At 67.9% G+C, this 20865-nt stretch carries 20 protein-coding genes; 10 read left to right on the top strand and 10 right to left on the bottom strand.

Going from position 1 to position 20865, the window contains the following annotated elements:
* Positions 1-18 precede the first annotated feature (18 nt).
* Positions 19-1263, top strand: a complete 1245-nt coding sequence (locus M2428_RS01315) for an FAD-dependent oxidoreductase (RefSeq protein ID WP_277522777.1) — start codon at positions 19-21, stop codon at positions 1261-1263.
* Here the strand turns inward: M2428_RS01315 and M2428_RS01310 are convergent.
* Positions 1242-2483, bottom strand: coding sequence for a cysteine desulfurase family protein (locus M2428_RS01310; RefSeq protein WP_277522776.1), 1242 nt, complete (start codon positions 2481-2483; stop codon positions 1242-1244). The two genes, M2428_RS01315 and M2428_RS01310, sit on opposite strands and share 22 nt — an antisense overlap.
* A 92-nt stretch (positions 2484-2575) precedes the next feature.
* Here M2428_RS01310 and M2428_RS01305 point away from each other — a divergent pair, with 92 nt between their 5' ends.
* Positions 2576-3481, top strand: a complete 906-nt coding sequence (locus M2428_RS01305; protein WP_277522774.1) for a DMT family transporter — start codon at positions 2576-2578, stop codon at positions 3479-3481.
* Between the two features lie 59 nt (positions 3482-3540).
* Here the strand turns inward: M2428_RS01305 and M2428_RS01300 are convergent, their stop codons facing one another.
* Positions 3541-4305 carry a transcriptional regulator gene (locus tag M2428_RS01300; protein WP_277522772.1) on the bottom strand — a complete coding sequence of 255 codons (765 nt, stop codon included), beginning with the start codon at positions 4303-4305 and terminating at the stop codon, positions 3541-3543.
* A 91-nt stretch (positions 4306-4396) separates the two neighbouring features.
* On the opposite strand from M2428_RS01300, the gene M2428_RS01295 reads away from it, so the two are divergent.
* Positions 4397-4831, top strand: coding sequence for a hypothetical protein (locus M2428_RS01295; protein WP_277522770.1), 435 nt, complete (start codon positions 4397-4399; stop codon positions 4829-4831).
* 43 nt (positions 4832-4874) lie between these two features.
* On the opposite strand, the gene M2428_RS01290 is transcribed toward M2428_RS01295, so the two are convergent.
* On the bottom strand, positions 4875-5075 hold the full coding sequence (locus M2428_RS01290; protein ID WP_277522768.1) for a hypothetical protein: 201 nt from the start codon (positions 5073-5075) through the stop codon (positions 4875-4877).
* A gap of 31 nt (positions 5076-5106) precedes the next feature.
* A complete protein-coding gene (locus M2428_RS01285) occupies positions 5107-5568 on the bottom strand; it encodes a diacylglycerol kinase family protein (RefSeq protein WP_277522766.1) in 462 nt (153 codons plus the stop codon).
* Between the two features lie 141 nt (positions 5569-5709).
* Here M2428_RS01285 and M2428_RS01280 point away from each other — a divergent pair, with 141 nt between their 5' ends.
* The 4 genes from M2428_RS01280 (at position 5710) to M2428_RS01265 (ending at position 9026) form a co-directional block, all read left to right on the top strand.
* Complete coding sequence (locus M2428_RS01280; protein ID WP_277522764.1) at positions 5710-6681, top strand: DnaJ domain-containing protein; 972 nt, start codon at positions 5710-5712, stop codon at positions 6679-6681.
* Between the two features lie 84 nt (positions 6682-6765).
* Positions 6766-7233 carry a tRNA (cytidine(34)-2'-O)-methyltransferase gene (locus M2428_RS01275; protein WP_277522762.1) on the top strand — a complete coding sequence of 156 codons (468 nt, stop codon included), beginning with the start codon at positions 6766-6768 and terminating at the stop codon, positions 7231-7233.
* Positions 7234-7522: 289 nt separating this feature from the next.
* Positions 7523-8128, top strand: coding sequence for an ECF RNA polymerase sigma factor SigK (gene sigK / locus M2428_RS01270; RefSeq protein ID WP_277522760.1), 606 nt, complete (start codon positions 7523-7525; stop codon positions 8126-8128).
* Between the two features lie 10 nt (positions 8129-8138).
* Positions 8139-9026 (top strand): anti-sigma factor, encoded by an 888-nt coding sequence (locus M2428_RS01265; protein ID WP_277522757.1) that lies wholly within the window; start codon positions 8139-8141, stop codon positions 9024-9026.
* Between the two features lie 167 nt (positions 9027-9193).
* On the opposite strand, the gene M2428_RS01260 is transcribed toward M2428_RS01265, so the two are convergent.
* The 6 genes from M2428_RS01260 to M2428_RS01235 form a co-directional block, all read right to left on the bottom strand.
* On the bottom strand, positions 9194-10597 hold the full coding sequence (locus tag M2428_RS01260) for a gluconate:H+ symporter (protein WP_277523571.1): 1404 nt from the start codon (positions 10595-10597) through the stop codon (positions 9194-9196).
* A gap of 45 nt (positions 10598-10642) precedes the next feature.
* Positions 10643-11173: a gluconokinase gene (locus M2428_RS01255; RefSeq protein WP_277522755.1), complete on the bottom strand. Its 531-nt coding sequence runs from the start codon at positions 11171-11173 to the stop codon at positions 10643-10645.
* Positions 11174-11248: 75 nt separating this feature from the next.
* The gene (locus M2428_RS01250) at positions 11249-12025 is read right to left on the bottom strand and encodes a PIG-L deacetylase family protein (RefSeq protein ID WP_277522754.1); all 777 of its coding nucleotides are present in this window, start codon (positions 12023-12025) and stop codon (positions 11249-11251) included.
* A gap of 4 nt (positions 12026-12029) precedes the next feature.
* The gene (locus M2428_RS01245; RefSeq protein ID WP_277522752.1) at positions 12030-12983 is read right to left on the bottom strand and encodes an electron transfer flavoprotein subunit alpha/FixB family protein; all 954 of its coding nucleotides are present in this window, start codon (positions 12981-12983) and stop codon (positions 12030-12032) included.
* Positions 12984-12999: 16 nt separating this feature from the next.
* On the bottom strand, positions 13000-13812 hold the full coding sequence (locus tag M2428_RS01240; protein ID WP_277522750.1) for an electron transfer flavoprotein subunit beta/FixA family protein: 813 nt from the start codon (positions 13810-13812) through the stop codon (positions 13000-13002).
* A 291-nt stretch (positions 13813-14103) separates the two neighbouring features.
* Positions 14104-15834, bottom strand: a complete 1731-nt coding sequence (locus M2428_RS01235; RefSeq protein ID WP_277522748.1) for a trypsin-like peptidase domain-containing protein — start codon at positions 15832-15834, stop codon at positions 14104-14106.
* 299 nt (positions 15835-16133) lie between these two features.
* Here M2428_RS01235 and M2428_RS01230 point away from each other — a divergent pair, with 299 nt between their 5' ends.
* The 3 genes from M2428_RS01230 to M2428_RS01220 all read left to right on the top strand — a co-directional run bounded on the left by M2428_RS01230 (position 16134) and on the right by M2428_RS01220 (position 20742).
* A complete protein-coding gene (locus tag M2428_RS01230) occupies positions 16134-18185 on the top strand; it encodes a TPM domain-containing protein (protein WP_277522746.1) in 2052 nt (683 codons plus the stop codon).
* Positions 18186-18381: 196 nt separating this feature from the next.
* Positions 18382-19173, top strand: a complete 792-nt coding sequence (locus M2428_RS01225) for a PspA/IM30 family protein (protein ID WP_277522743.1) — start codon at positions 18382-18384, stop codon at positions 19171-19173.
* Positions 19174-19317: 144 nt separating this feature from the next.
* On the top strand, positions 19318-20742 hold the full coding sequence (locus M2428_RS01220) for a deoxyribodipyrimidine photo-lyase (RefSeq protein ID WP_277522741.1): 1425 nt from the start codon (positions 19318-19320) through the stop codon (positions 20740-20742).
* The last annotated feature ends 123 nt before the right edge of the window (positions 20743-20865 follow it).

Below are 20865 nucleotides of genomic sequence, written 5' to 3'. Positions count from 1 at the left end.
CGCGGGAATCGAGCGGACATGGCTGTTGAGGACATCGTGATCGTGGGCGGCGGACTGGCCGGAGCCACGGCAGCCAAAACATTGCGGGCGGAGGGATTCAGCGGCCCCGTGGTGCTGGTGGCCGCCGAGTCCCACCAGCCGTACCTGCGCCCGCCGCTGTCCAAGGAGTACCTGCTGGGCAAGGCCGGCGACGACGCCCTGCCCGTGGTGCCCGAGGACTGGTACGGCGCGAACGACGTCGACCTCCGGCTCGGCGTCCGGGTCACGGAGCTGGATCCGGCCGCCCGGGCCGTGGTTCTGGACGGCGGCGAACGGCTGGAGTACGCCTCCCTGCTGTTCGCCACGGGAGCACGGCCCCGGACCATCCCCCTGCCCGGCAGCGGGCTCGACGGCGTCAGCACGTTCCGGACGGTGGAGGACAGCCGGCGCCTGCACGCCCGCCTCGCCGACGGCGGCCTGAACGTGGTCATGATCGGGTCCGGCTGGATTGGGATGGAACTGGCCGCCGCCGCCAGCACCTTCGGAAACACCGTCACCCTGCTGGGGCTGGAGGAGGTGCCGCTGGAGACGGCGATCGGCCCCGATTTGGGTGGCTTCTTCCGCGAGCTGCACGAGGCCCACGGCGTGCGGTTCCGGCTTCCGGCGTCCGCTGCCGAGATCCAGGGGCGGTCGGGACGGGTGACCGGGGTGGTCACCGACGCAGGCATTGTGCTGCCCGCCGATCTCGTGGTCATCGCTGTGGGCGTGGTGCCGGAGCTCAGCCTGGCCGAGGCGGCCGGCATCCGGATCCGCAACGGCATACTCACCGACGCGTCGCTGCGGACCTCGATGCCCGGGATCTTCGCCGCCGGCGACGTCGCCAATGCCCTGCATCCGTTCACCGGGGAGCACCACCGCAGCGAGCACTGGTCCAATGCCCTCAACGGCGGCAAGGTGGCCGCCAAGGCGATGCTCGGCCTCGACGCCTCGCTGGACACCATCCCGTACTTCTACACCGACCAGTACGACGTCAGCATGGAGTATTCGGGCTTCCCGACGCTCGTCGCGGGGCCACCGGTCATCCGCGGCTCGCTTGCGGACAAGGAGTTCATTGCCTTCTGGCAGCGGGGCGGCCAGGTGATCGCCGGGATGAACGTCAACTGGCCCCGCGCCGCCAAGCCGCAGAAGGCGATCAAGGCGCTCATCGGCGAACGCACCGCCGTGAGCCCGGACCTGCTTGCCGATTCCTCGGCACCGCTGGATCAGCTCCTGCCAGAAGCCTGACGGGCGGATTCACGGGCGACCGTACCGGCGGTCTGGATGCTGGATTCATGCCCGGCCATGCCGGCCTGGCGGGCCCGGGCGTAGGCGCCCGGCAGCGCGGCGAGCAGGGCATCGACGTCGGCGTCGGTGGAGGAATGCCCGAGCGTAAAACGCTGCGCACCCCTCGCGGTGTCCTCGTCCAGGCCCATGGCCAGCAAAACATGCGAGGGCCGCGGAACACCCGCAGTGCAGGCGGAGCCCGTGGAGGATTCGACGCCGGCGAGGTCCAGCAGGAACAGCAGCGAGTCGCCCTCGCAGCCCGGGAACGTGAAATGCGCGTTGCCAGGCAACCGGCCGGGGCCCGGGGCGCCCCGGAGCACGGCCTCGGGGACGGCCTCATGGACGCCCTCGATCAGCCGGTCACGAAGGGCCGCGATCCTGGCGGCCTCCTCAGGGAGTTTCGCGGCGACGGCCTCGGCGGCCGCGGCAAAAGCCGCGATCGACGCAGTGTCCAAGGTCCCGGAGCGGACGTCGCGTTCCTGCCCGCCGCCATGCTGGACCGGGGTCAGCTTCACCGCCCGGCCCAGGATGAGCGCGCCGACGCCGACCGGTCCGCCGATCTTGTGCCCGGAGACGGACATGGCGTCCAGGCCCGTCCGGCGGAAGTCAACGGGGATGGAGCCGAAGGCCTGGACAGCGTCGGAGTGGACGGGGACGCCGGCAGCGTGTGCCAGCTCCACCACCCGGGCGACGGGCTGGATGGTGCCGACCTCGTTGTTGGCCCACATGACGGTCACCAGGGCGATCGACGCCGGATCACGGGACAGTTCGGCCTCAAGCACGACCAGGTCCACGAGGCCCGCGGCGTCTACCGGGAGCCAGCAGACCTCGGCGCCCTCATGCCGTTCGAGCCATTCGACGGTGTCCAGCACTGCGTGGTGTTCGACGGCGGAACACAGGATGCGGGTACGCGACGGGTCCTCGGCCCGGCGGGCCCAGTACAGGCCCTTGACCGCAAGGTTGTCCGCCTCGGTCCCACCGGAGGTAAAAATCACCTCCGAGGGATGGGCGCCCGCGGCCTTCGCCAGCACTTCCCGCGCATCCTCCACCGAGCGCCGGGCACGACGGCCCGATCCATGCAGCGAGGAGGGGTTGCCCGTCCGGGCCAGCTCGCGCGTCAGTGCAGCCAGCGCCTCCGGGGCGAGGGTGGTTGTGGCGGCATGATCGAGGTAGACGGGCACAGCCCAATTCTACCTGCGGCCGCGGCCGCCCAGCTGCGGCGGCGACGGGCACAGGCACCGGGAAGGGCACTCGACTGGTGTAGATTCGGGCGGTGAAAGCCTCCCTCTACCTTGTGCTGGCCACCTTGTTCTGGTCCGGCAATTACGTCGTCGGGCAGGCCGCCGTCGCCTCAATGACCCCGCTGGAGCTGACCTTCTGGCGCTGGACCCTGGCCGCCGTGCCGCTGCTGCTGCTGGCCCACTTCGTTGAGAAGCCGGACTGGCGCGCTGTGCTGCGCCGCTGGCCAGTCCTCCTACTGCTGAGCGTCCTGGGCATGAGCGGCTACACGCTGCTGCTCTACAGCGCGCTCGGATACACGTCCGCGATGAACGCCTCCCTCATTACAGCCGCCAACCCGGCCCTGATTGTGGTCATGGCGATTGTCCTGCTCGGTGAGCGGACCACCTGGCTGGGCTGGCTCGGCATCAGCCTCGGCCTGCTGGGGGTGCTGCTCGTCCTGACTCAGGGTGAGCTGGCCCGTATATTCAGCTTCGCCATCAACACCGGCGAGCTCTTGATGATTGGTGCGATCATCATCTGGGGCTTCTACACGATCATTGCCCGCCGGCTGAAGGTGCCGGCCATCTCGGCCACAGCAGTACAGGTGGTGTTTGCGACCGTGACGCTGGCGCCGTTGGCACTCGCCATGAACGTGCAGTTTCCGGACACCGCGGCCGAAGGCTGGTCACTGGCGTACATCGCCGTCTTCCCCTCCCTTTGTTCCTACCTCCTGTGGAATCTGGCGCTGAAGACCACCCCGCCGGGGACTGCGGGCAACTACCTCAACCTGATGGTTGTCTTTACGGCGATCATTACAGTGCTGCTGGGGACGCCGCTCACTCCCGTGCAGATCGCCGGCGGCCTCATGGTGGTCGCCGGCGTCCTGCTGACCGGACTCAAGGGCCAGCCCAGGCTCGCAGCGCCGGGCACCTCTTCGGCGGGGGCGCGGGGCCGGTAGCCGCGACGCCAGGCAGCCCGGCCACTCATGGCGGCCGGGCTGCCAGGCAGGCAGAGCTGTCAGGCAGGCAGGATGCGGGCACAGCACTGCCCGGGCTGCGCGCTCCCCTGCTCCCTGAGAGCTTCGATGGCGAGCGCTTCGATCCGTCCAGGGTCGATCCCCAGGGCCGCGGAGGCCCCGCCCAGGAAGGCCCCGTTCATGGCGCAGACCACGTCTGCGTGCCCGGCAGCGAGGCGATGGAACGGGCAGTTCATCAGCACCAGTCCCCCGGCGCCGTCGTCCGCCGGGCAGTAGCCTTGCCCCGTCAAGAAGTCCGCGAGCGGGCCATCGCCATCGGGACCGCCGGCGGTTTCCGCATCCCCGGCCCCGATGGCCCCCGCCGGCCCGGTTGCGGGGGCTGCCGACTCAACCGCTGACTGCCCCCTGGCGCGGGCGGCCCGGAGCAGGGCCTCCCGCGGCGATCCGCCGTCGCTGGTGGCAGCCTCGATCGCGGAGACCAGCAACTCGGCGGCGAGATCGTAGTGGCGGTCCGGGACGGAGGCCGCCACCTCTTCCACGGCTGCCCGGTACAGCTTGGCGGGCCGGCCGGAACCGGGGCCCTCCCGTCCTCCAAGCTTGCGGAACTCCACCGCCAGCAGCCCGTCTTTCACCAGCCGGTCCAGATGGAACGAGGCTGTGCTCCGCGCCAGACCCAAAGCCTGGGCAGCGTCGTCCCGGCCGACGGCGTCTGTCGCCGAGGCGACGTAGTCAAACAGGATCCGGCGGTTCTCGTCGCCCAGGGACGCGACCGCCGCAAGCCGGCGGTTCCACGGAAGTTTGGTCATGAAACAAGAATATCTCTAAAAACAAGAATCATTGCTTAATCCTCAGGTGGTGTTCTAAAATCGAGTTATCCATTTTTAGAAGGAGCACGCCATGAAAGTTTCCCCATCCCTCGCCACTCCCGCACAGCAGCTCGCGGCGGACCCGCACCGCCAGGCCTTCCTCTTGTTGCGGACCGTTTTTACGGTTGCGCCGATCCTGTTCGGCCTCGACAAGTTCACGAACCTGCTGACCGACTGGACCATGTACCTGGCCCCCGTGGTGACCTCGGTAATCCCGCTGCCGGCCCAGACCATCATGTATATCGTTGGCGTAGTGGAAATCATCGCCGGCGTCATGGTGGCGCTGCGCCCGCGCTTCGGATCGGCGCTCGTGGCCGCCTGGCTGCTGGGCATCATCATCAACCTGATCGTCCTCGGCGGCTTCTACGACGTCGCGCTGCGTGACTTCGGGCTGCTCGTGGGCGCCCTAGCACTGAACAGGTTGTCCCCGCGCAAGGCCGCGCCGGCCGCCACGCCAAGCCGCTAGGGCGCTAAGCCCGGCCGCTATGCCGGGCCGCTATGCCGGGCCGCTAGGCCAGAACACAGACGGCGTGCGGAACGACCTCGATGGTCATCGGGAGCGCCCCGATCCGCTCGCCGTCGGCGTAGGCCACGATGTTGCTGGCCGCCAGTTCCACCGTGCGGACCCGGCGAAGCTGCACGGCGGGGTGGCCCACGTGCTTGCCGGCAAACACTTTCGGGAACACGGCCAGCAGCCCGGTCCGGGACAACTTGCTGACAATGAACAGGTCCAGGTGGCCGTCATCTCATTGACGGCGGCATCGAACCCGGCCGAGACGACGCCCGCGAACCACCGGAGGTTCCTCCAGCGGTGATCTTGCCGGCGTCGATCATCCGGCCGTCGTCGGCCAAATACGCCAGCGCCCGGTCGCAGGCCGCCGGGAGATTGTGCAGCGGCAGGCCCAGCGCCCGCGCCACATCGTTGCCCGTCCCGGTGGGAATAATGCCCAGCGGAACCCGGCAGCCGGCCCCGGCAAGCGCATTGAATCCGAGGTGGACCATGCCGTCCCCGCCCACCACCACCAGTGCATCCACGCCCGATTCCAGCGCGTCCTCAACCACCTGCGCCAGCCCGGCATAACTGTCCGCGCACAGCAGCAGGACCTCCGCCCCGGCCGCGCGGAAGCGTCCCGCCGATTCCTTCCCGGCGTGCCGCGTCCGGCCAAAGGACGCGCGCGGGTTGACGGCGACGGCGATCAGCATGCGCGCAATTATGCCAGTGGCCGGGAACCATCCCGGTACGCGCGGTCGTTGTCCTCTCAGCCGGTTAAACTGGGCCTGCCGGGCGCCCACGAACGGCCCGGCATTCCCAACGCCAGCACCATCGATGAAAAGGATCTCTGTTTGACGCAGGGCAGCAGCTCGCATTACCAGGTCCTCGGGATCCCAGTGACGGCGACGGAGAAGGACATCAAAGTGGCGTACCGCAAGGCCGCCCGGCTCGCCCACCCGGATCACGGCGGCGATCCTGCAGCGTTCCGGCGTGTCACGCTCGCGTACGAGACACTCATCGACGCAAAGCGCCGCGCGGACTATGACCGCTCCTACGCCAGCGCATATTCCACTCCCGGCGACGAGGGCGCCCACTTCGACGCCCCGGCCGCGGGCAGCCGGGCCTCAGCCAACGTCCGCCGCCCGAACACGCCGCGGAACACAGCTGCCGACCCGCCCGTCTATGTTCCCCCGTTCGAGCAGTTTGGCGACGGGACGGCGGTGCCGCTGATCCCTGCCGGTGTGGCCCGGCAGCAGGTCCACGGCCTGCCCCGCAAGCGCGGGATCTTCGGCGCCGAGGCCCGGATCCAACGTGAGATGCGCACCGTGCAGCTCATCAGCAGGCAGATCCTGACCACCATTCCGGCGGCGCGCCTCGTCAACGGGCTGCAGTCCCCGGCGGACAACAGCCACATCGACCACGCAGTCCTTGCCGGGTACCGGCTCGCAATCATCGGGTCCATGCTGCTGCCGCCGGGCGCCTATGCGTGGAACGGCAGCACGTTGACCCACGGCAACCGCTCCGTCGCCCCGCCCCAACTGGCCCACGTCGTGCGCCGGATGCAGGACATATTTCCCGAGCTCAATGTCACCGGCTGGATTGTTGTCCACAGCACGGACGGCAATCTGCACCAGCCGGTCATCGACCGGCACCGCCGCGCACCCGGCGGCCAGGGCAGCGGGTACGGGGAAAATTCGGGGCTTGTCGAGATAGTCAACGCCGCGGGCCTGGCCCGCGGCCTCAAGCTGTTCCTCGGCTCGGGGCCGGCCCCCAACACCGTCAATGTGCCTGTGCTGGCCCGGCTGCTGCGCGGAATGCACTAGGTTCCGTCCCGGTCCCTCCCCGCGGGTCTCCGGGGCGGACGGCCCGCGGCGCGCCCGACGCCGGCGGCTCGCTAGGATGGAAAGGTGTTCCGCATCCTCTTCCACACCCCCGAAATCCCCGGCAATACGGGAAACGCCATCAGGCTGGCAGCCATCACGGGCGCCGAGCTGCACCTGGTGGAGCCCCTGGGCTTTGATTTTTCCGACGCCAAGCTCCGGCGGGCAGGCCTGGACTACCACGACCTCGCCGTCGTGACCGTCCACCCGGACATCGACGCAGCCTGGGCGGCGCTGGAACCGGAACGTGTATTTGCCTTCACCTCCGACGGCGAAACCACCTACACAGACATCCAATACCGCGCCGGCGACGTCCTGCTGTTTGGTCCTGAGTCCGTGGGTTTGTCCGAGGAACTCAAGCACAGTCCCCGGGTGACGTCCCGCGTCCGCCTGCCGATGCTGCCCTCCCTCCGGTCGCTGAACCTGGCCAACGCGGCGTCCATCGCCGTCTATGAGGCCTGGCGCCAGAACGGGTTCGCTGGGGCCGGGCTGTAGCCGTTCCGCCGCCGACCGCCGGCCGGACCGGCGGCTGCCTGCGAGGGAGCCCGCGGCAAAGATCCCGCAGGTCGCGCCCATCCGGATTCCGGGCTGCGCCGAATCACTTCTGAAGGCGGGCACACGAAACCGCCGACTCAGCGTTGTGGGAAACGGAAGGGAGCGAGCAAGGCGGGTGAGAACAGTGCATCTGGATAGATCCCCTGCCCATGAGGCAAAGGCCGGCCCCTCGCCCCATGCCGCAGCTCCTGGCCCCCGTCCGCCGGCAGGCGGCTTATGCTTGGGAGTGATGGATACTCCGAATGCCCCGAACCCCGGGGCCGCCGCTCCCGCGGGTACCTCAGCCGACATCAACGGCCGGCTCGGCAGCCTGCTGGAACTGATTGCCCAGGGCGACCAGGCGGCGTTCGCGGAATTTTACAGCCTCACCTCCAGGCGCGTCTTCGGCATGGCACGCCGGGTCCTGATCGATACCGAACTCAGCGAGGACACCACCCAGGAAGTCTTCCTGCAGGTCTGGCAGAACGCGGCCAAGTTCAATCCCGCGGCCGGCAGTCCGCTGGCCTGGCTCATGACCATCTCGCACCGCCGCGCCGTGGACAAGGTCCGGTCCTCGCAGTCCGCCACTGACCGCGAAGCCAAATACGGGGCCAGCAGCCAGGAGATCGACCACGATTCCGTCTCGGACGAGGTCGGCAGCCGGCTCGAGGCCGAGGCAGTGGTCCGGTGCTTGGAGACGCTGACCGATACGCAGCAGGAGTCCGTGCGGCTGGCATACTACGGCGGCCTCACTTACCGGGAGGTGGCCGAGCGGCTCAATGCCGCGGTTCCTACCATCAAGTCCCGCATCCGCGATGGACTGATACGACTGAAGACCTGCTTGGGGGTGAGCTGAATTGACCGACATGAACCCGCATGAGAACGACAATCGCCTCCCCGGCGGCTTCACTGCCGAGATCGCCACCGACCTGGCTTCCGGCCGCGTCGTGGACCTTGCCGAGGTCTATGCCCTAAACGCGGTGGACGACGCCGAACGCGCCGCGATCGAGCAGTTCCTCGCCTCCGCACCGGCAGCAGACCGGGATGCCTTCAATGAACGCGTCCGGCAGGCCAGGGAGACCTTGGCCACCAGCTTCACCGCCGAGGAAGAGCCTCCGCCCGGGCTGCTGGACCGGATCATGTCATCACTGCCGGCGCAGACGGCACAGCCGTCCCCCGCCGCAGTGCCCCTCCCCGGCACGGGTCCGCAAACGGCGCCTGTGATGCCGCATCCGGTACGCGACAGCTCCGGAATGGCCGCCACCGACGAGCTCGGTGCGGCCCGCAAGCGCAGGGAAGAACGCCGCCGCCCGCAGGGCATGCGGAACTGGCTTGTCGGCGTCGCCGCTGCCGCCGTGATCGCCTTGGGCGGCGTCGGGGTGGGCGCGTATGTGGCAAACCAGAACGATCCGCTGAACCAGGTACTGCAGGCCAGCGACGTCCGCCAGGCCACCGTCGACGTCAACGGCGGCGGTACGGCCACCGTGTCGATTTCCCCGTCCAAGGACGCCGCCGTCGTCAAGATGAACGGCGTCCCGGCGCCGCCCGCGGGCAAGGTCTACCAGATGTGGCTGATCCCGAAGGACGGCTCGGCCCCGGTGTCGCAGGGCCTCATGGACGCTGAAGCCCTGTCCAAGCCCGCGGTGGTCAAGGGCATCGGCTCCGCCGCCGCCCTGGGCATCACCGTGGAACCCACAGGGGGATCCGCGAAACCAACCCTGCCCACCGTCGCCGCTGCGCCGCTGGACGCCTAGACACCGACACCGGTACAGACTCCCGCTGCACACAGGCTGCCACACTCAGGCCGACCGGAAACAGAAAGCCGCCCGGGCCCTGGCTCCTTCCGTAGAAGGACTCAAGGCCCGGGCGGCTTTCTGCGTTTGGTGCGCCTGGCTTCGTGTCCGGCTGACTTCCTGACCGGCTAAATGACCAGCGAGAGCAGCATCACCAGGCCGAAGCTCACCACGGAGATCAGCGTTTCCATGACGGACCAGGTCTTGAACGTCTGGCCCACCGTCAGCCCGAACAGCTCCTTGACGAGCCAGAACCCGGCGTCGTTCACGTGCGAGAAGAACAGCGAGCCGGCGCCGATCGCGAGGGCCAGCAGTGCGGCGTGCGTCGGCGTCAGGGAACTGGCGAGCGGTGCCACGATGCCGGCGGCCGTCACCGTCGCGACGGTGGCCGAGCCTGTCGCCAGGCGCAGGGCCACGGCCACGATGAAGCCGAGCACCAGGACGGACATGTTGGTCCCCTCGGCCCAGGTCTTCACGGCGTCACCCACGCCGGCACCAATCAGCGTCTGCTTGAAGCCGCCGCCGGCGCCGACGATCAGGAGGATCCCCGCGATCGGGCCGAGGCTGGCACTGATCCTGCTCGTGATCTTGGCGCCGCTGAGGCCCACAGCGTAGCCAAAGGTCACCATGGCCAGCAGGACCGCCAGGGTCATGGCGACCAGCGGCTGGCCGACGAAGTCGAAGAACATCCGGATGGCCGGGGCCGTCAAAGGGTTGGGCCAGATGATGTCCACGACGGCCCTGAGCAGCATGAGCACTACCGGGAACAGGATGGTCAACAGCGTCACGAGGAAGCTCGGCGGGCGCTTGACGCCCTCCATGTCCGCGCCATGCACGGTGTCAACGCCGCCGGCGACGGCGGGGGCGCCCACAGGCACCCACCGGGCTGCCAGGCGGGAGAAGAGCGGGCCGCAGATGATCACCGTGGGGATGGCAACGAGGATGCCGAGGGCCAGGGTGGTGCCCAGTTCCGCCTTGACGGCGCTGATCGCGATCAGCGGTCCCGGGTGCGGCGGCACCAGCCCGTGCAGCACGGACAGACCGGCCAGCGCCGGGATGGCGATGCGCATCAGGGGCATCTTGGAGCGTTGCGTGACAAGGACGATCACCGGCAGCAGCAGGACGAGCCCGATCTCGAAGAACATCGGCAGGCCGATGATCACGGCGACCAGCGTAATGGACCACACCAGCTTGTTTCCGGTGGCCTTGGCCAGGAGGGTGTCGACCACCCGGTTGGCGCCACCGGAGTCAGCGAGCAGCTTGCCCAGCATCGCGCCGAGCGCGACGAGGAGGCCGACTTCCTTCAGGACGCCGCCCACACCGTCCTCGAAATTGGCAATCACCTTGGCCGGCTCTACACCGGCGGCGAGGCCGACGAAACCGGACCCCAGAATCAGGGCCAGGAAGGGGTGGAACTTGAACTTGGCGATCAGCACCACGAGCAGGGCGATGCCCAGGCCCGCGATGATGAGTAGTTGGGTGTCGATGCCGGCCCCGGCCTCAACGGCAGCCTGAAGCTGCGTTGCTATCAGTGATTTCACAAAAAATTCCTTGGTGGCAGCGGAACGCGGGAAGGCTCAGGGCCTGGCGTCGGCAGCGTCGAGATGAAGTCGGGTGATGATTTCCTGTGCTTCTTCCGCCGGCGTTGCGGAGACGGACAGGGAAATGAAGTTTTCGTCCGGGGTGGGCGCTTCGAGCGCGTCGAACTGGGACTCCAGCAGGGCCGGGGGCATGAAGTGCCCGTGGCGGGAGGCCAGCCGGCCGGAGATCTTGTCCCGTGATCCCTCGAGGAACACGAACACCACCCCTTCGCCGCGCAGAATGTCCCGGTAGCGCTTCTTCAGCGCCGAACACGTCACGACGCCGGGGTTCCCGGCTTCGGTGTGGGACCGGATCCAGTCGGCGATGCTTTCGAGCCAAGGCCACCGATCCTCGTCGGTCAGCGGCTCTCCTGCGTGCATCTTCGCCACGTTGGCTTCCGGGTGGAGGTCGTCGCCCTCGGCAAGATCCCAGCCCAGCCTGCCCGCCAGAAGCCCCGCGACAGTTGATTTGCCGGAACCGGAGACGCCCATGATTACAAGAACGGGGTGTTGCGCAGTCTTCGCCATCAAAGTCTGCCTTCCATCAAATAAATATGATTTAAACAGAGGCCAGCATATGGCAGAGGTGGTGCTGCAGCAACACTAGAAACCGGCGATGGTCCCCTGGCCGTTGACTGTTACGACATGGAAGGCCTCAGCACTGCGTCCGGCGGGAAGTCCGGCGCGGGCCCCGGTGCCGAGCATGAGGCCGCGGACTGTGCGCTCCATGGCGTCGACGTCCGGGTGCTGGCTGACGTGGATGTGGATGGCAGCAAGCTTGCTGTCCACGTGCTCGGTGACGTCCACGAAGTGGTTTTCGCGCTCTTCCGGCCCGGCGAAGAGCCACAGCCAGGGCAATTTGTAGGCCTCGAGCCCGGACTCGGCCAGTTCCGGGTACGCGAAGGGGTTTTCCAGCGCGGGATACACGGCACGGGTCACGGCCTCCCCCACGACCAGGTGATCCGGGTGGCTCTTCTGGATCCGGTTCCAGTTCCGTTCAGGATGCATGGACACTACGACGTCGGGCTTCAGCTGCCGGATCAGGCGCACCACCTCGCGCATCACCTCATGTGAGGGTTCGAGGTAGCCGTCACGCTGGTGCAGGTAATGGATGTCCGTGACGCCGACCAGGGCAGCGGCACGCTGCTGCTCCGCAACGCGCAGCCGTACGATTTCCTCGCGCTGCGCCGGATCATAGCCGCCGGCGTCGCCGTCGGTCATGATGCAGTAGCTGACCTGGACTCCTGCGGCGGTCCATGCGGCGACTGTGCCGGCGGCGCCGAAATCGATGTCGTCCGGGTGGGCGGTGAAACAAAGCACCCGCTCGATACGGGAGGTCTCCGGGTCGAACGGGCTTTGCGGAACGGCGTTGGTGCTCATTCAGTCAGCCTTTGCGCTTCTTGATTTCCGCAGTTGCCTGCGGCAGAACCTGAAAGAGGTCGCCCACAACGCCGAAGTCCGCGATCTCGAAAACCGGCGATTCGGCGTCCTTGTTCACGGCCACGATCACCTTGGCGGTCTGCATGCCGGCTTTCTGCTGGATGGCTCCGGAAATGCCCGCGGAGATGTAGAGCTGCGGCGAGACGGTCTTGCCGGTCTGGCCGATCTGCGCGTCGTGGCCGATCCAGCCGGCGTCCGTGGCGGCCCGCGAGGCGCCGATGGCCGCACCCAGGGCGTCGGCGAGTGCCTCCAGCGGACCAAAGTCGCCGTCCACACCACGGCCGCCGGCTACGACGATCCGCGCCTCGGTCAGATCGGGGCGCCCACTTTCGGGCTTTTCACTGCGTGCCGTGACACGGGCGGAGGCGGCGGTGGCCGTCTCCGGGACCTCAATCGTTACGGCCTCCGGTGCCGTGCCGGTAACGGCAGGCTCGGGCGTGATGCTGTTGGGCTTGACGGTGAGAACGGCCACGGGCGTCGTGGCCCTCGCCGTGGTGGTGTAGGAACCCGCCAGCACGGACTTGTGCGCCGTACCGTCGGGGTCCACGGCCACGACATCGGTGATGACACCGGCGCCGAGCTTGATGCTGAGCCGGGCGGCGATTTCTTTGCCCTCGGCCGAGTTCTCGGTCAGGACCACGGTGGCACCGGAAGTCTGGACCGCGGCGGCCAGGTAGGACGCCTTGGGGCCCACAAGATAGTCGTCGAGGTCGGCCGCAGACGGGCGGTAGAGTGCCTGGACGCCGTACGCAGCAAGGGCCGCAGCGGCGTCATCGTGCAGTTCGCCATTGAAGGCGACTGCCGGTTCGCCGAGGGAGCGGGCGATCGTGAGCAGTTCCAGGCTCGACTTCTTCAGCGCCTGGCCGGGGTTGTCGATGAAAACGAGTACTTTTGCCATGTTCGGATAATCCCCTTTAGAGCAGCTTCTGGGCAGCCAGGAACTCAACCAGCTGGATGCCGGCGTCGCCTTCGTCGGTGATGATGGTGCCGGCCGTGCGCGGCGGGCGGACCTCTGCGGTCTCGACGGCGGTCCAGGAACCTGCCTTGCCCACCTGGGCCGGGTCGACGCCGATGTCGGCAAGGCTCAAGGTGGTGATGGTTTTCTTCTTCGCCGCCATGATGCCCTTGAAGTTCGGGTACCGCGGATCATTGATCTGGTCGGTGACGGAAACGACGGCCGGCAGTTCGGTCTCAATGGTGTCCGCGTGGGTGTCGCCGTCGCGGCGGGCGGTGAGCTTGCCGGCGTCGAGCTCCAGCGACGCGGCAAAAGTTACCTGCGGAAGCCCCAGCCGCTCGGCGAGCTGTGCCGGGACCAGCGAGGTCTCGCCGTCCGTGGAGGCCATGCCGGTGAGGATGAGGTCCGCCGGGGCGTCCGCGCCCAGGTGGCGGATCGCGGCGGCCAGTGCCAGCGAGGTGGCTGCGGCATCGGATCCGGCAAGGGCCTCGTCGCTGAGGTGCACGCCTTCAGAGGCGCCGATCTGGAGGGATTTCTTCACCGCGTTGACGGCCCCGGCCGGACCCATGCTCAGGGCGATGACCTTGTTGCCGGCCGCTTCCCCGCCGCGGGCCTCGCTCAGCTGCAGGGCGGCTTCCAGGGCGTACTCATCCAGTTCGGACAGGATGCTCTCGGAGCGGTCCACGGTGTTGGCCTCACCGGCGAGGTGCCGGTCGAACTGCGCATCCGGGACGTGCTTGACCAGCACAATGATTTTTAGAGATTCTTCCACTGTGTCTACAGCAGCCTTCCATGCGGGTGGACAGCCGCCCCTGGCGGGGACATGGCCACGGAACACCCGGTAGCCGGGCTGTTCCTAGCTAACCATATAGCCGGCGGGCAGCGCGGCCTCGGTTAACCCCTGTGTCAGCGCCCCGCCCGGTCCCGGGAAACTTCGGCAGGAGCCGGGCACAAATACGCCGGGCACGGAAAGGCCGGGCCGCACCGATTGGTGCCGCCCGGCCTCCCTAACTACTGTTCTGCACTGCTCTGCTTCTGTTGCTCGGCTTCTACTGCTCGGCTTCTACTGCTCGGCCGCTGCCCCGAGGGTCACGTCGAAGTCCTTCAACTGGCCGCCGCGCAGGACCGTCACCTTGACTGTGGCCCCGGCAGACTGTTCGCGCACTGCCGCGGTCAGCTGGTTGGGATCGCTGATGGTCAGGTTCTGGAACTTCGTCACGACGTCGCCGACCTTGATGCCGGCCTTGTCAGCGGCCGATCCGGACTCGACAGTTGCGACCTCTGCGCCCACCGAGAACCCTGAGGAGGACGAACCGGCGGCCTTGGGCTTCACGCTGACGCCGAACTGCCCGTGTGTGGCTTTGCCGCCGCTGATGATCTCCTGGGCCACGCGCTTGGCGTTGTTGATGGGGATGCTGAAGCCCACGCCAATGTTGCCGCTGCTGCTTCCGGTGGCTGAGTCGCCGCCGGCGGAGGCGATCGCGACGTTCACGCCGATGACTTCACCCTTGGTGTTCACCAGCGCGCCACCGGAGTTGCCCGGGTTGATGGCCGCGTCTGTCTGGATGACGTTGATCGAGATGGACCCCTGATCCGCGGTGTTCGGGGTCTCGCCACCGCCCGGAGGCGCGAACTGGAAGCCCTGGTCCCCGCCCTGGGAGTTATCCGCGCCGTTCTTCGGCGCAGCCGAGGACGCCACACTGATGGTCCGGTTCAGGGTCGAGACGATGCCGTCCGTGACTGTGCCGGTGAGTCCCAGCGGCGACCCGATGGCGACCGCGGTGTCGCCGACGTTCAGCTTGCCCGAGTCACCCAGCGTTGCCGGGACCAGTCCCGAGGGGTTGTCGATCTTTATCACGGCGAGGTCGGACAGCGGGTCGGTACCGACGATCTTCGCGGAGTAGACCTTGCCGTCGCTCGTCCGGACCTCCATCGTGGCGTTCGCGGTTTTGCCGTCGAGAGTGACCACGTGGGTGTTGGTCAGCACGTGGCCCTCGGCATCGAGGATGATCCCGCTGCCGGTACCGCCGTCGCTGCCGCTGGTTGCTTTGATGGTCACCACGCTGGGGGAAGCTTTGAGGGCGGCGGCGGTGATGGCGTTGACGGCGTCCCTGTTGTTGACGATCACCGGACCGGCCTGGGTGGTGTCGCTCGTGGCGGCAGTGGGGGAACGGTCCAGCAGCAGTGCGTTGCTGCCAGCGACCACGCCGCCGCCGATCAGGCCGGCCGCCACGATGCTGGCCACGAGGGTCGGGACACCAAATGCCGCCTTGCGCTTAGGGGCGTGCGCCGGGTTGTTCGCGAAGCCCGGGCCGGATCCATAGGACGGACCCGACGCCGGCTGGCCGCCGGGGTTGGCACCGTAAGGGCCGCCATACTGGGACTGGCCGTACTGGGATTGGCCTGGCTGGGACTGGCCATAGGGCGGGTGGGAGGGCTGGGCGGGTTGGCCTTGGCCGGCTTGGGAGAACCCGCCGTACTGACTGGTGTGCTGGGCGGGAGCGCCGAACTGCTGGGTGTCCGCGGCCGAGGGCTGCTGCTGGTACACCGGACGTGGTGCTCCGTCCTCGGCGCGGTCCAGCCGGAGGGTCGGGTTCTCGGGCGTCGGGCCGGGTGTCGGGGTTCCGGGGGCCGGGTTTCCCGCTACCGGCTGTCCGGGTGCCGGGTTTCCGGTGGCCGCCTCGGGCGCGTTTACGGCATGCGTCTGCTCCGGCGAGCCCGCCTGCTGCCCCGCCGGTTCCCGGTTCTGTTGTGTCGGCTCCGGTGACGCACCCGGCACTGGGTTCTCAGTCATGAGACTTCCTTTCATCCTCGTCTGCCTATAACTATGGACGCTCAGGCTGACACTAGAGCGCACATTTGCTGGGAGGTTCCTGAACGGATAGTTTGCGGCCTCCGGGCCTGTATTTCCCAGTTTAGGCGCGTTTCGCTGGTGGCATATTCCCCTAGGTGGACTGCCATTTGGGTGCACCATAGAATCAAATGGAAATGCCACAGCGACCTGCGGCGCTTTACATCTGCGTGGGGGGCGCTGCTGCATTCTGTGACGGCTGGTTCGACCGAACCGGTCCCAGAAGTGCTGAAGGGTTGCACATGCGGTCTAAGTTGAATCGATTCCTCGCCGTTCTTGGCGTTGCTGGATTGCTGGCGCTCCCCGCCGCTCCAGCCTTGGCCGAAGATCCAGTGACCATTCCGTCCGGGCAGAACATCGTGGACAGCGCGAACGTGCTCGGCGGCCGCAAGGCCGAAGTCCAGGACGCCATCCAGAAGCTCCTGAAGGACCACAAGTACAACCTCTACGTCATCACGGCAAAGACGTTCGAGAATCCGGCCGACCCCGCGCAATGGGCCCGGACCGTCGCAGAGAACAAGGGCATGGGCAAGGCCGACGTCATCCTGACGATGTCCGACGACGGGAAGTACTACTTCTCCCCCAACTCGGCCAGCGCGATCTACTCCAAGACGTCCAGCATCACCCAGAACGCGATAGTTCCGAACCTGGCCGGCGGAAAGCGCGACTTCGCGCAGGCGGCAATTGATACCGCAGCTGCGGTGGGCGACGCCGCGTCCGGCGGCAGTGGCACGGTGCCGTCCGACGCCGGTGCGGGCAGCGCCGTGCTGGTGGGGGTCGGCGTCGTTGCCGTCGCAGGTGGCGGAGCCTACCTGTACTTCCGCAACCGCCGGAAGAAGGCCGGCCAGGGTGCCGGGGCCTCCCACGGGCCGCAGGGTGCGGAGGCGGATCCGCTGGCGGGCCTCAGCGTGGTGGAGCTGCGCCGGAAGAGCGATTCGCTGCTGATCGAGGCCGATGACGCGATCAAGTCCAGCGAGCAGGAACTGGGATTCGCCCAGGCCCAATATGGTGACTCCGCGGTGGGTAATTTCACCAAGGCGCTGCAGGAGGCCAAGGGCCACATGACGGAGTCGTTCAAGCTGCAGCAGCAGCTCGACGACCACATCCCCGACACCGAGGAGCAGCAACGGAGCTGGCTCGGCGAAATCATCCGCCGCTCCGAGGCCGCATTGGGCTCGCTGCAGGAGCAGAAAGCGGACTTCGATTCACTCCGGGAGTTGGAAAAGAACGCCCCGCAGGCCCTCGCCGCCGTCGGCGCCGGAGCCGCGGATGCCGAGGCAAAGATTGCCAGCGCCGAACAGTCGCTGATGGATCTTCGCGCCAAGTACGCCGAGAGCGCCCTGGTCCAGGTTGCGGACAACATCAACCAGGCCAAGGAACGCCTCGAATTCGTCCAGAACGCCTCGACGGCGGCTGAGGAAAAGCTCGCCGCGGGCGAGAACAGCCTTGCCGCGGTGGCCGTCCGGGCAGCCGAGGAAAGCCTGCACCAGACGAACGTGCTGATTGGGGCCATCACTAAGGTGGCTGGCAGCCTCGACGAGGCACGCAGTGGCCTGGAGTCCGCTGTCGTCGACACCGCCCAGGACCTGGCGCAGGCGAAGGCGATGCTCCAGTCCGGCGCCCATCCTGAGCTGTCCGGCCCGGTGGCCGCCGTGGAAGCGGCGCTTGCGCAGGTCAAGGCGGAAATCCAGCGCGGCAAGATCGATCCCATCGCCACCCTGGAACGGGTCGAGACGGCGCACCAGACCCTGGACCAGTCCCTCGGCGGAATCCGCGACCAGCAGGAACAGGCGCGCCGCGCCCAGGCCTCGCTGCAGCAGAGCATCATGTCGGCCCAGGCCCAGATCAGCGCGACGTCGGACTACATCACCGCCCGCCGCGGAGGCGTGGGCACCGATGCCCGCACGCGCCTGGCGGAAGCCCAACGGAACCTGGACTATGCGCTCTCCATCTCCCGCACGGATCCGGTCACCGCGCTGCAGTACGCGCAGCAGGCCCACGCACTGGCGGCGCAGGCCGCTCAGCTGGCCCAGTCCGATGTTGACCAGTTCGGCGGCTACGCCAACCAGGGCTACGGCCGTGGCGGGATGTTCGGCGGCAGCGGCGGCGGCGGCCTCGGCGGCGCGATCCTCGGCGGAATTCTCATCAACTCGATCCTCCATGGCGGAGGCGGCGGCGGCTGGGGCGGCGGCGGAGGCAGCTGGGGCGGCGACGATTCCGGCGGCGGCTGGGGTGGCGGCGGCGACTTTGGCGGCGGCGGAGACTTCGGCGGCGGCGACTCCGGCAGTTTCTAGCCTGTAGCCGCCCCCGCACCGGAAGCAGTGTCGGGAAACAGGGACGGGAAACAGGGACGGGAAACTGTGACGCGTAACAGGGACAGGAACGGTACAGACCTCGCGCCGGCCGCAACGGACCGGAAAGCGGATAGATGCGATACATCATCGATCACTGGAATCAGTGAGACAACGGAGCAGGACGAAAGGTAACACCATGGTTAAGCAGTCCATTTTCGGCCGCATGGCGCAGCTGGCGAAGGCAAACATCAACTCGTTGCTGGACCAGGCCGAGGATCCGCAGAAAATGCTGGACCAGATGGTCCGCGACTACACGAACAACATCGCGGAGGCCGAGTCCGCCGTGGCCCAGACCATCGGCAACCTGCGCATGCTCCAGGACGACTACAACGAGGACGTCCGCAACGCCCAGGACTGGGGCAAGAAGGCACTCGCCGCGTCGCGCAAAGCCGACGAATACCGCGCCAAGGGCGACGTCGGCGACGCGGAGAAGTTCGACAACCTGGCCAAGGTTGCACTGCAGCGCCAGATGGGCTCCGAGAGCGAGGCCAGGGCCGCCGAGCCGAGCATCGCGTCCCAGACCGAGGTGGTGGACAAGCTCAAGCACGGCCTTGACCAGATGAAGGGCAAGCTCAACGAACTGACCAGCAAGCGCAATGAGCTGGTGGCCCGGTCCAAGACCGTGGCGGCCCAGACCCAGGTCCACGACGCGCTCAAGAGCATCAACATCATGGACCCCACCTCCGAGGTGGGCCGCTTCGAACAGAAGATCCGCCGCGAGGAAGCCAAAGTCCGCGGCCAGCAGGAACTCGCCGCCTCCAGCCTGGACGCCCAGTTCAACTCGCTGGAGGATCTGGGCGAGCAGACCGAGATCGAAGCCCGGCTGGCAGCGCTGAAGTCCGGCGGCTCCCCCGCCGCCATCGGCGCCGGCGACAAGAGCGCCGAGTCTGAATCCACGTTAGACGAGGCCGACTTCGACAAGCTCTGACCAACGCACGTTCCGGGCCCAGGGCCGGACTCCGGCGGGCGAGCCTGACACCTCAGGTTCGCCTGCCGGAGCCCGGCCCTTGTTGTGCCCCTTGTTGCACCGCACGGGCGGCCGTGCCGGCCGCCGCGCGTGTACCGTGGATCCATGTCTGCGACCCTTGTCTGGCTTCGTGACGACCTCCGGCTGGATGACAATCCGGCACTGATGGAGGCCGCCGCCCTGCACACACCCCTGACCGTCGTCTATGTCCTGGACGAGGAGTCGCCTGGCATCCGGCCCTTGGGCGGAGCGGTGAAGTGGTGGCTCCACCATTCCTTGGCCGGGCTCGCCGCCGCGCTGGAGGCCGCGGGCTCGCGGCTGGTGCTCCGCCGCGGCCCGGCCGTCCGGATCATCCAGGACCTCGCGGTGGAAACATCGGCCGACACGCTGCTGTGGAACCGCCGCTACGGCGGGCCCGAACGCACGGTCGACGCCGGCCTGAAGAGCTGGGCCACCGAGCACGGCATCAACGCCACGAGCTTCCAGGCAAACCTCATGTTCGAGCCATGGACCGTGCGGACCGGCAGCGATGGTCCCTACAAGGTCTTCACGCCGTTCTGGAGGGCCTGTCTGGCCGGCGCCGAGCCCCGGCAGCCTTTGGAGGCCCCGGACCAGCTGCCGGCCCCGGCACGCACGCGGAGCGGCAGCCTGCCGGAGAGCGAAACGCTCGAAGGCTGGGGCCTGCTCCCCCGGCATCCCGACTGGAGCTCCGGGCTGGCCGGCACCTGGACACCGGGTGAAGCCGGCGCCCACAGCCGGCTCATGGATTTCGTGGACGGGCCGGCAGCAGCATATGGCACCGGCCGCGACGTCCCCGGCGTCGAAGGTACCAGCCGGCTCTCCCCGCATCTGCGTTTTGGCGAAGTCAGTCCCTTCCGGATCTGGCACACGCTGCGGGAGAGCTTTGCGCCGGGGGCGCCGGCCGACGTCGGGATCTTCCGTTCCGAACTTGGCTGGCGGGAATTCTGCTGGCAGTTGCTCTACGAGAATCCCGACCTGGCGACGCGGAATTACCGGCCGGAGTTCGACCGCTTCGAGTGGCAGCCGGCCTCGGGCGCCGAGCTTGAAGCCTGGCAGCAGGGCCGCACCGGCTACCCGATGGTGGACGCGGGCATGCGCCAGCTCTGGCAGACGGGCTGGATGCACAACCGGGTGCGGATGGCCGCGGCGTCCTTCCTGGTGAAGAACTTGCTGGCCGACTGGCGGCTGGGCGAGGCTTGGTTCTGGGACACCCTGGTGGACGCCGATGCCGCGAGCAACCCGGCCAACTGGCAGTGGGTCGCGGGCTCGGGAGCCGACGCCTCGCCGTATTTCCGGATCTTCAACCCTGTCACGCAGAGCAAGAAGTTCGACGCCGCGGGACGATACCTGCGCGGGTACATACCCGAGCTCGCGGCGCTGGACGACAAAGCCATCCACGAGCCGTGGAAGGCCCACGGCGCCGCCACCGGCTACCCCGCACCCATCGTGGACCTTGCCGAGTCCCGGGCGCGTGCACTGGCGACCTATCAGCGGCTCAAGGATGACTGACGGCCGGCCGGGGGCCGGCCGGGCGCCGGCTAGACCGGTTCCGGGTTGCGCCGCTCCCAGCGGTAGCCGTCCGCGGGGGAAGCCGTAGCCGTCCACAGCGGTAGCCGTTCTCAGGGGCAGCCG

Source organism: Arthrobacter sp. ES3-54, assembly GCF_029504395.1.
Classification (GTDB): domain Bacteria; phylum Actinomycetota; class Actinomycetes; order Actinomycetales; family Micrococcaceae; genus Arthrobacter.
Note: the sequence above shows the minus strand (reverse complement) of the source record. Positions and strands in the feature narration are given on the sequence as shown.

What these genes read in the sequence shown, in the direction of transcription:
- M2428_RS01315 (WP_277522777.1), top strand. Translation starts at nt 19, where the DNA reads ATGGCTGTTGAGGACATCGTGATCGTGGGCGGCGGACTGGCCGGAGCC.
- M2428_RS01300 (WP_277522772.1), bottom strand. Translation starts at nt 4,305, where the DNA reads ATGACCAAACTTCCGTGGAACCGCCGGCTTGCGGCGGTCGCGTCCCTG.
- M2428_RS01295 (WP_277522770.1), top strand. Translation starts at nt 4,397, where the DNA reads ATGAAAGTTTCCCCATCCCTCGCCACTCCCGCACAGCAGCTCGCGGCG.
- M2428_RS01285 (WP_277522766.1), bottom strand. Translation starts at nt 5,568, where the DNA reads ATGCTGATCGCCGTCGCCGTCAACCCGCGCGCGTCCTTTGGCCGGACG.
- sigK (WP_277522760.1), top strand. Translation starts at nt 7,523, where the DNA reads ATGGATACTCCGAATGCCCCGAACCCCGGGGCCGCCGCTCCCGCGGGT.
- M2428_RS01265 (WP_277522757.1), top strand. Translation starts at nt 8,139, where the DNA reads ATGAACCCGCATGAGAACGACAATCGCCTCCCCGGCGGCTTCACTGCC.
- M2428_RS01255 (WP_277522755.1), bottom strand. Translation starts at nt 11,173, where the DNA reads ATGGCGAAGACTGCGCAACACCCCGTTCTTGTAATCATGGGCGTCTCC.
- M2428_RS01250 (WP_277522754.1), bottom strand. Translation starts at nt 12,025, where the DNA reads ATGAGCACCAACGCCGTTCCGCAAAGCCCGTTCGACCCGGAGACCTCC.
- M2428_RS01245 (WP_277522752.1), bottom strand. Translation starts at nt 12,983, where the DNA reads ATGGCAAAAGTACTCGTTTTCATCGACAACCCCGGCCAGGCGCTGAAG.
- M2428_RS01235 (WP_277522748.1), bottom strand. Translation starts at nt 15,834, where the DNA reads ATGACTGAGAACCCAGTGCCGGGTGCGTCACCGGAGCCGACACAACAG.
- M2428_RS01230 (WP_277522746.1), top strand. Translation starts at nt 16,134, where the DNA reads ATGCGGTCTAAGTTGAATCGATTCCTCGCCGTTCTTGGCGTTGCTGGA.
- M2428_RS01225 (WP_277522743.1), top strand. Translation starts at nt 18,382, where the DNA reads ATGGTTAAGCAGTCCATTTTCGGCCGCATGGCGCAGCTGGCGAAGGCA.
- M2428_RS01220 (WP_277522741.1), top strand. Translation starts at nt 19,318, where the DNA reads ATGTCTGCGACCCTTGTCTGGCTTCGTGACGACCTCCGGCTGGATGAC.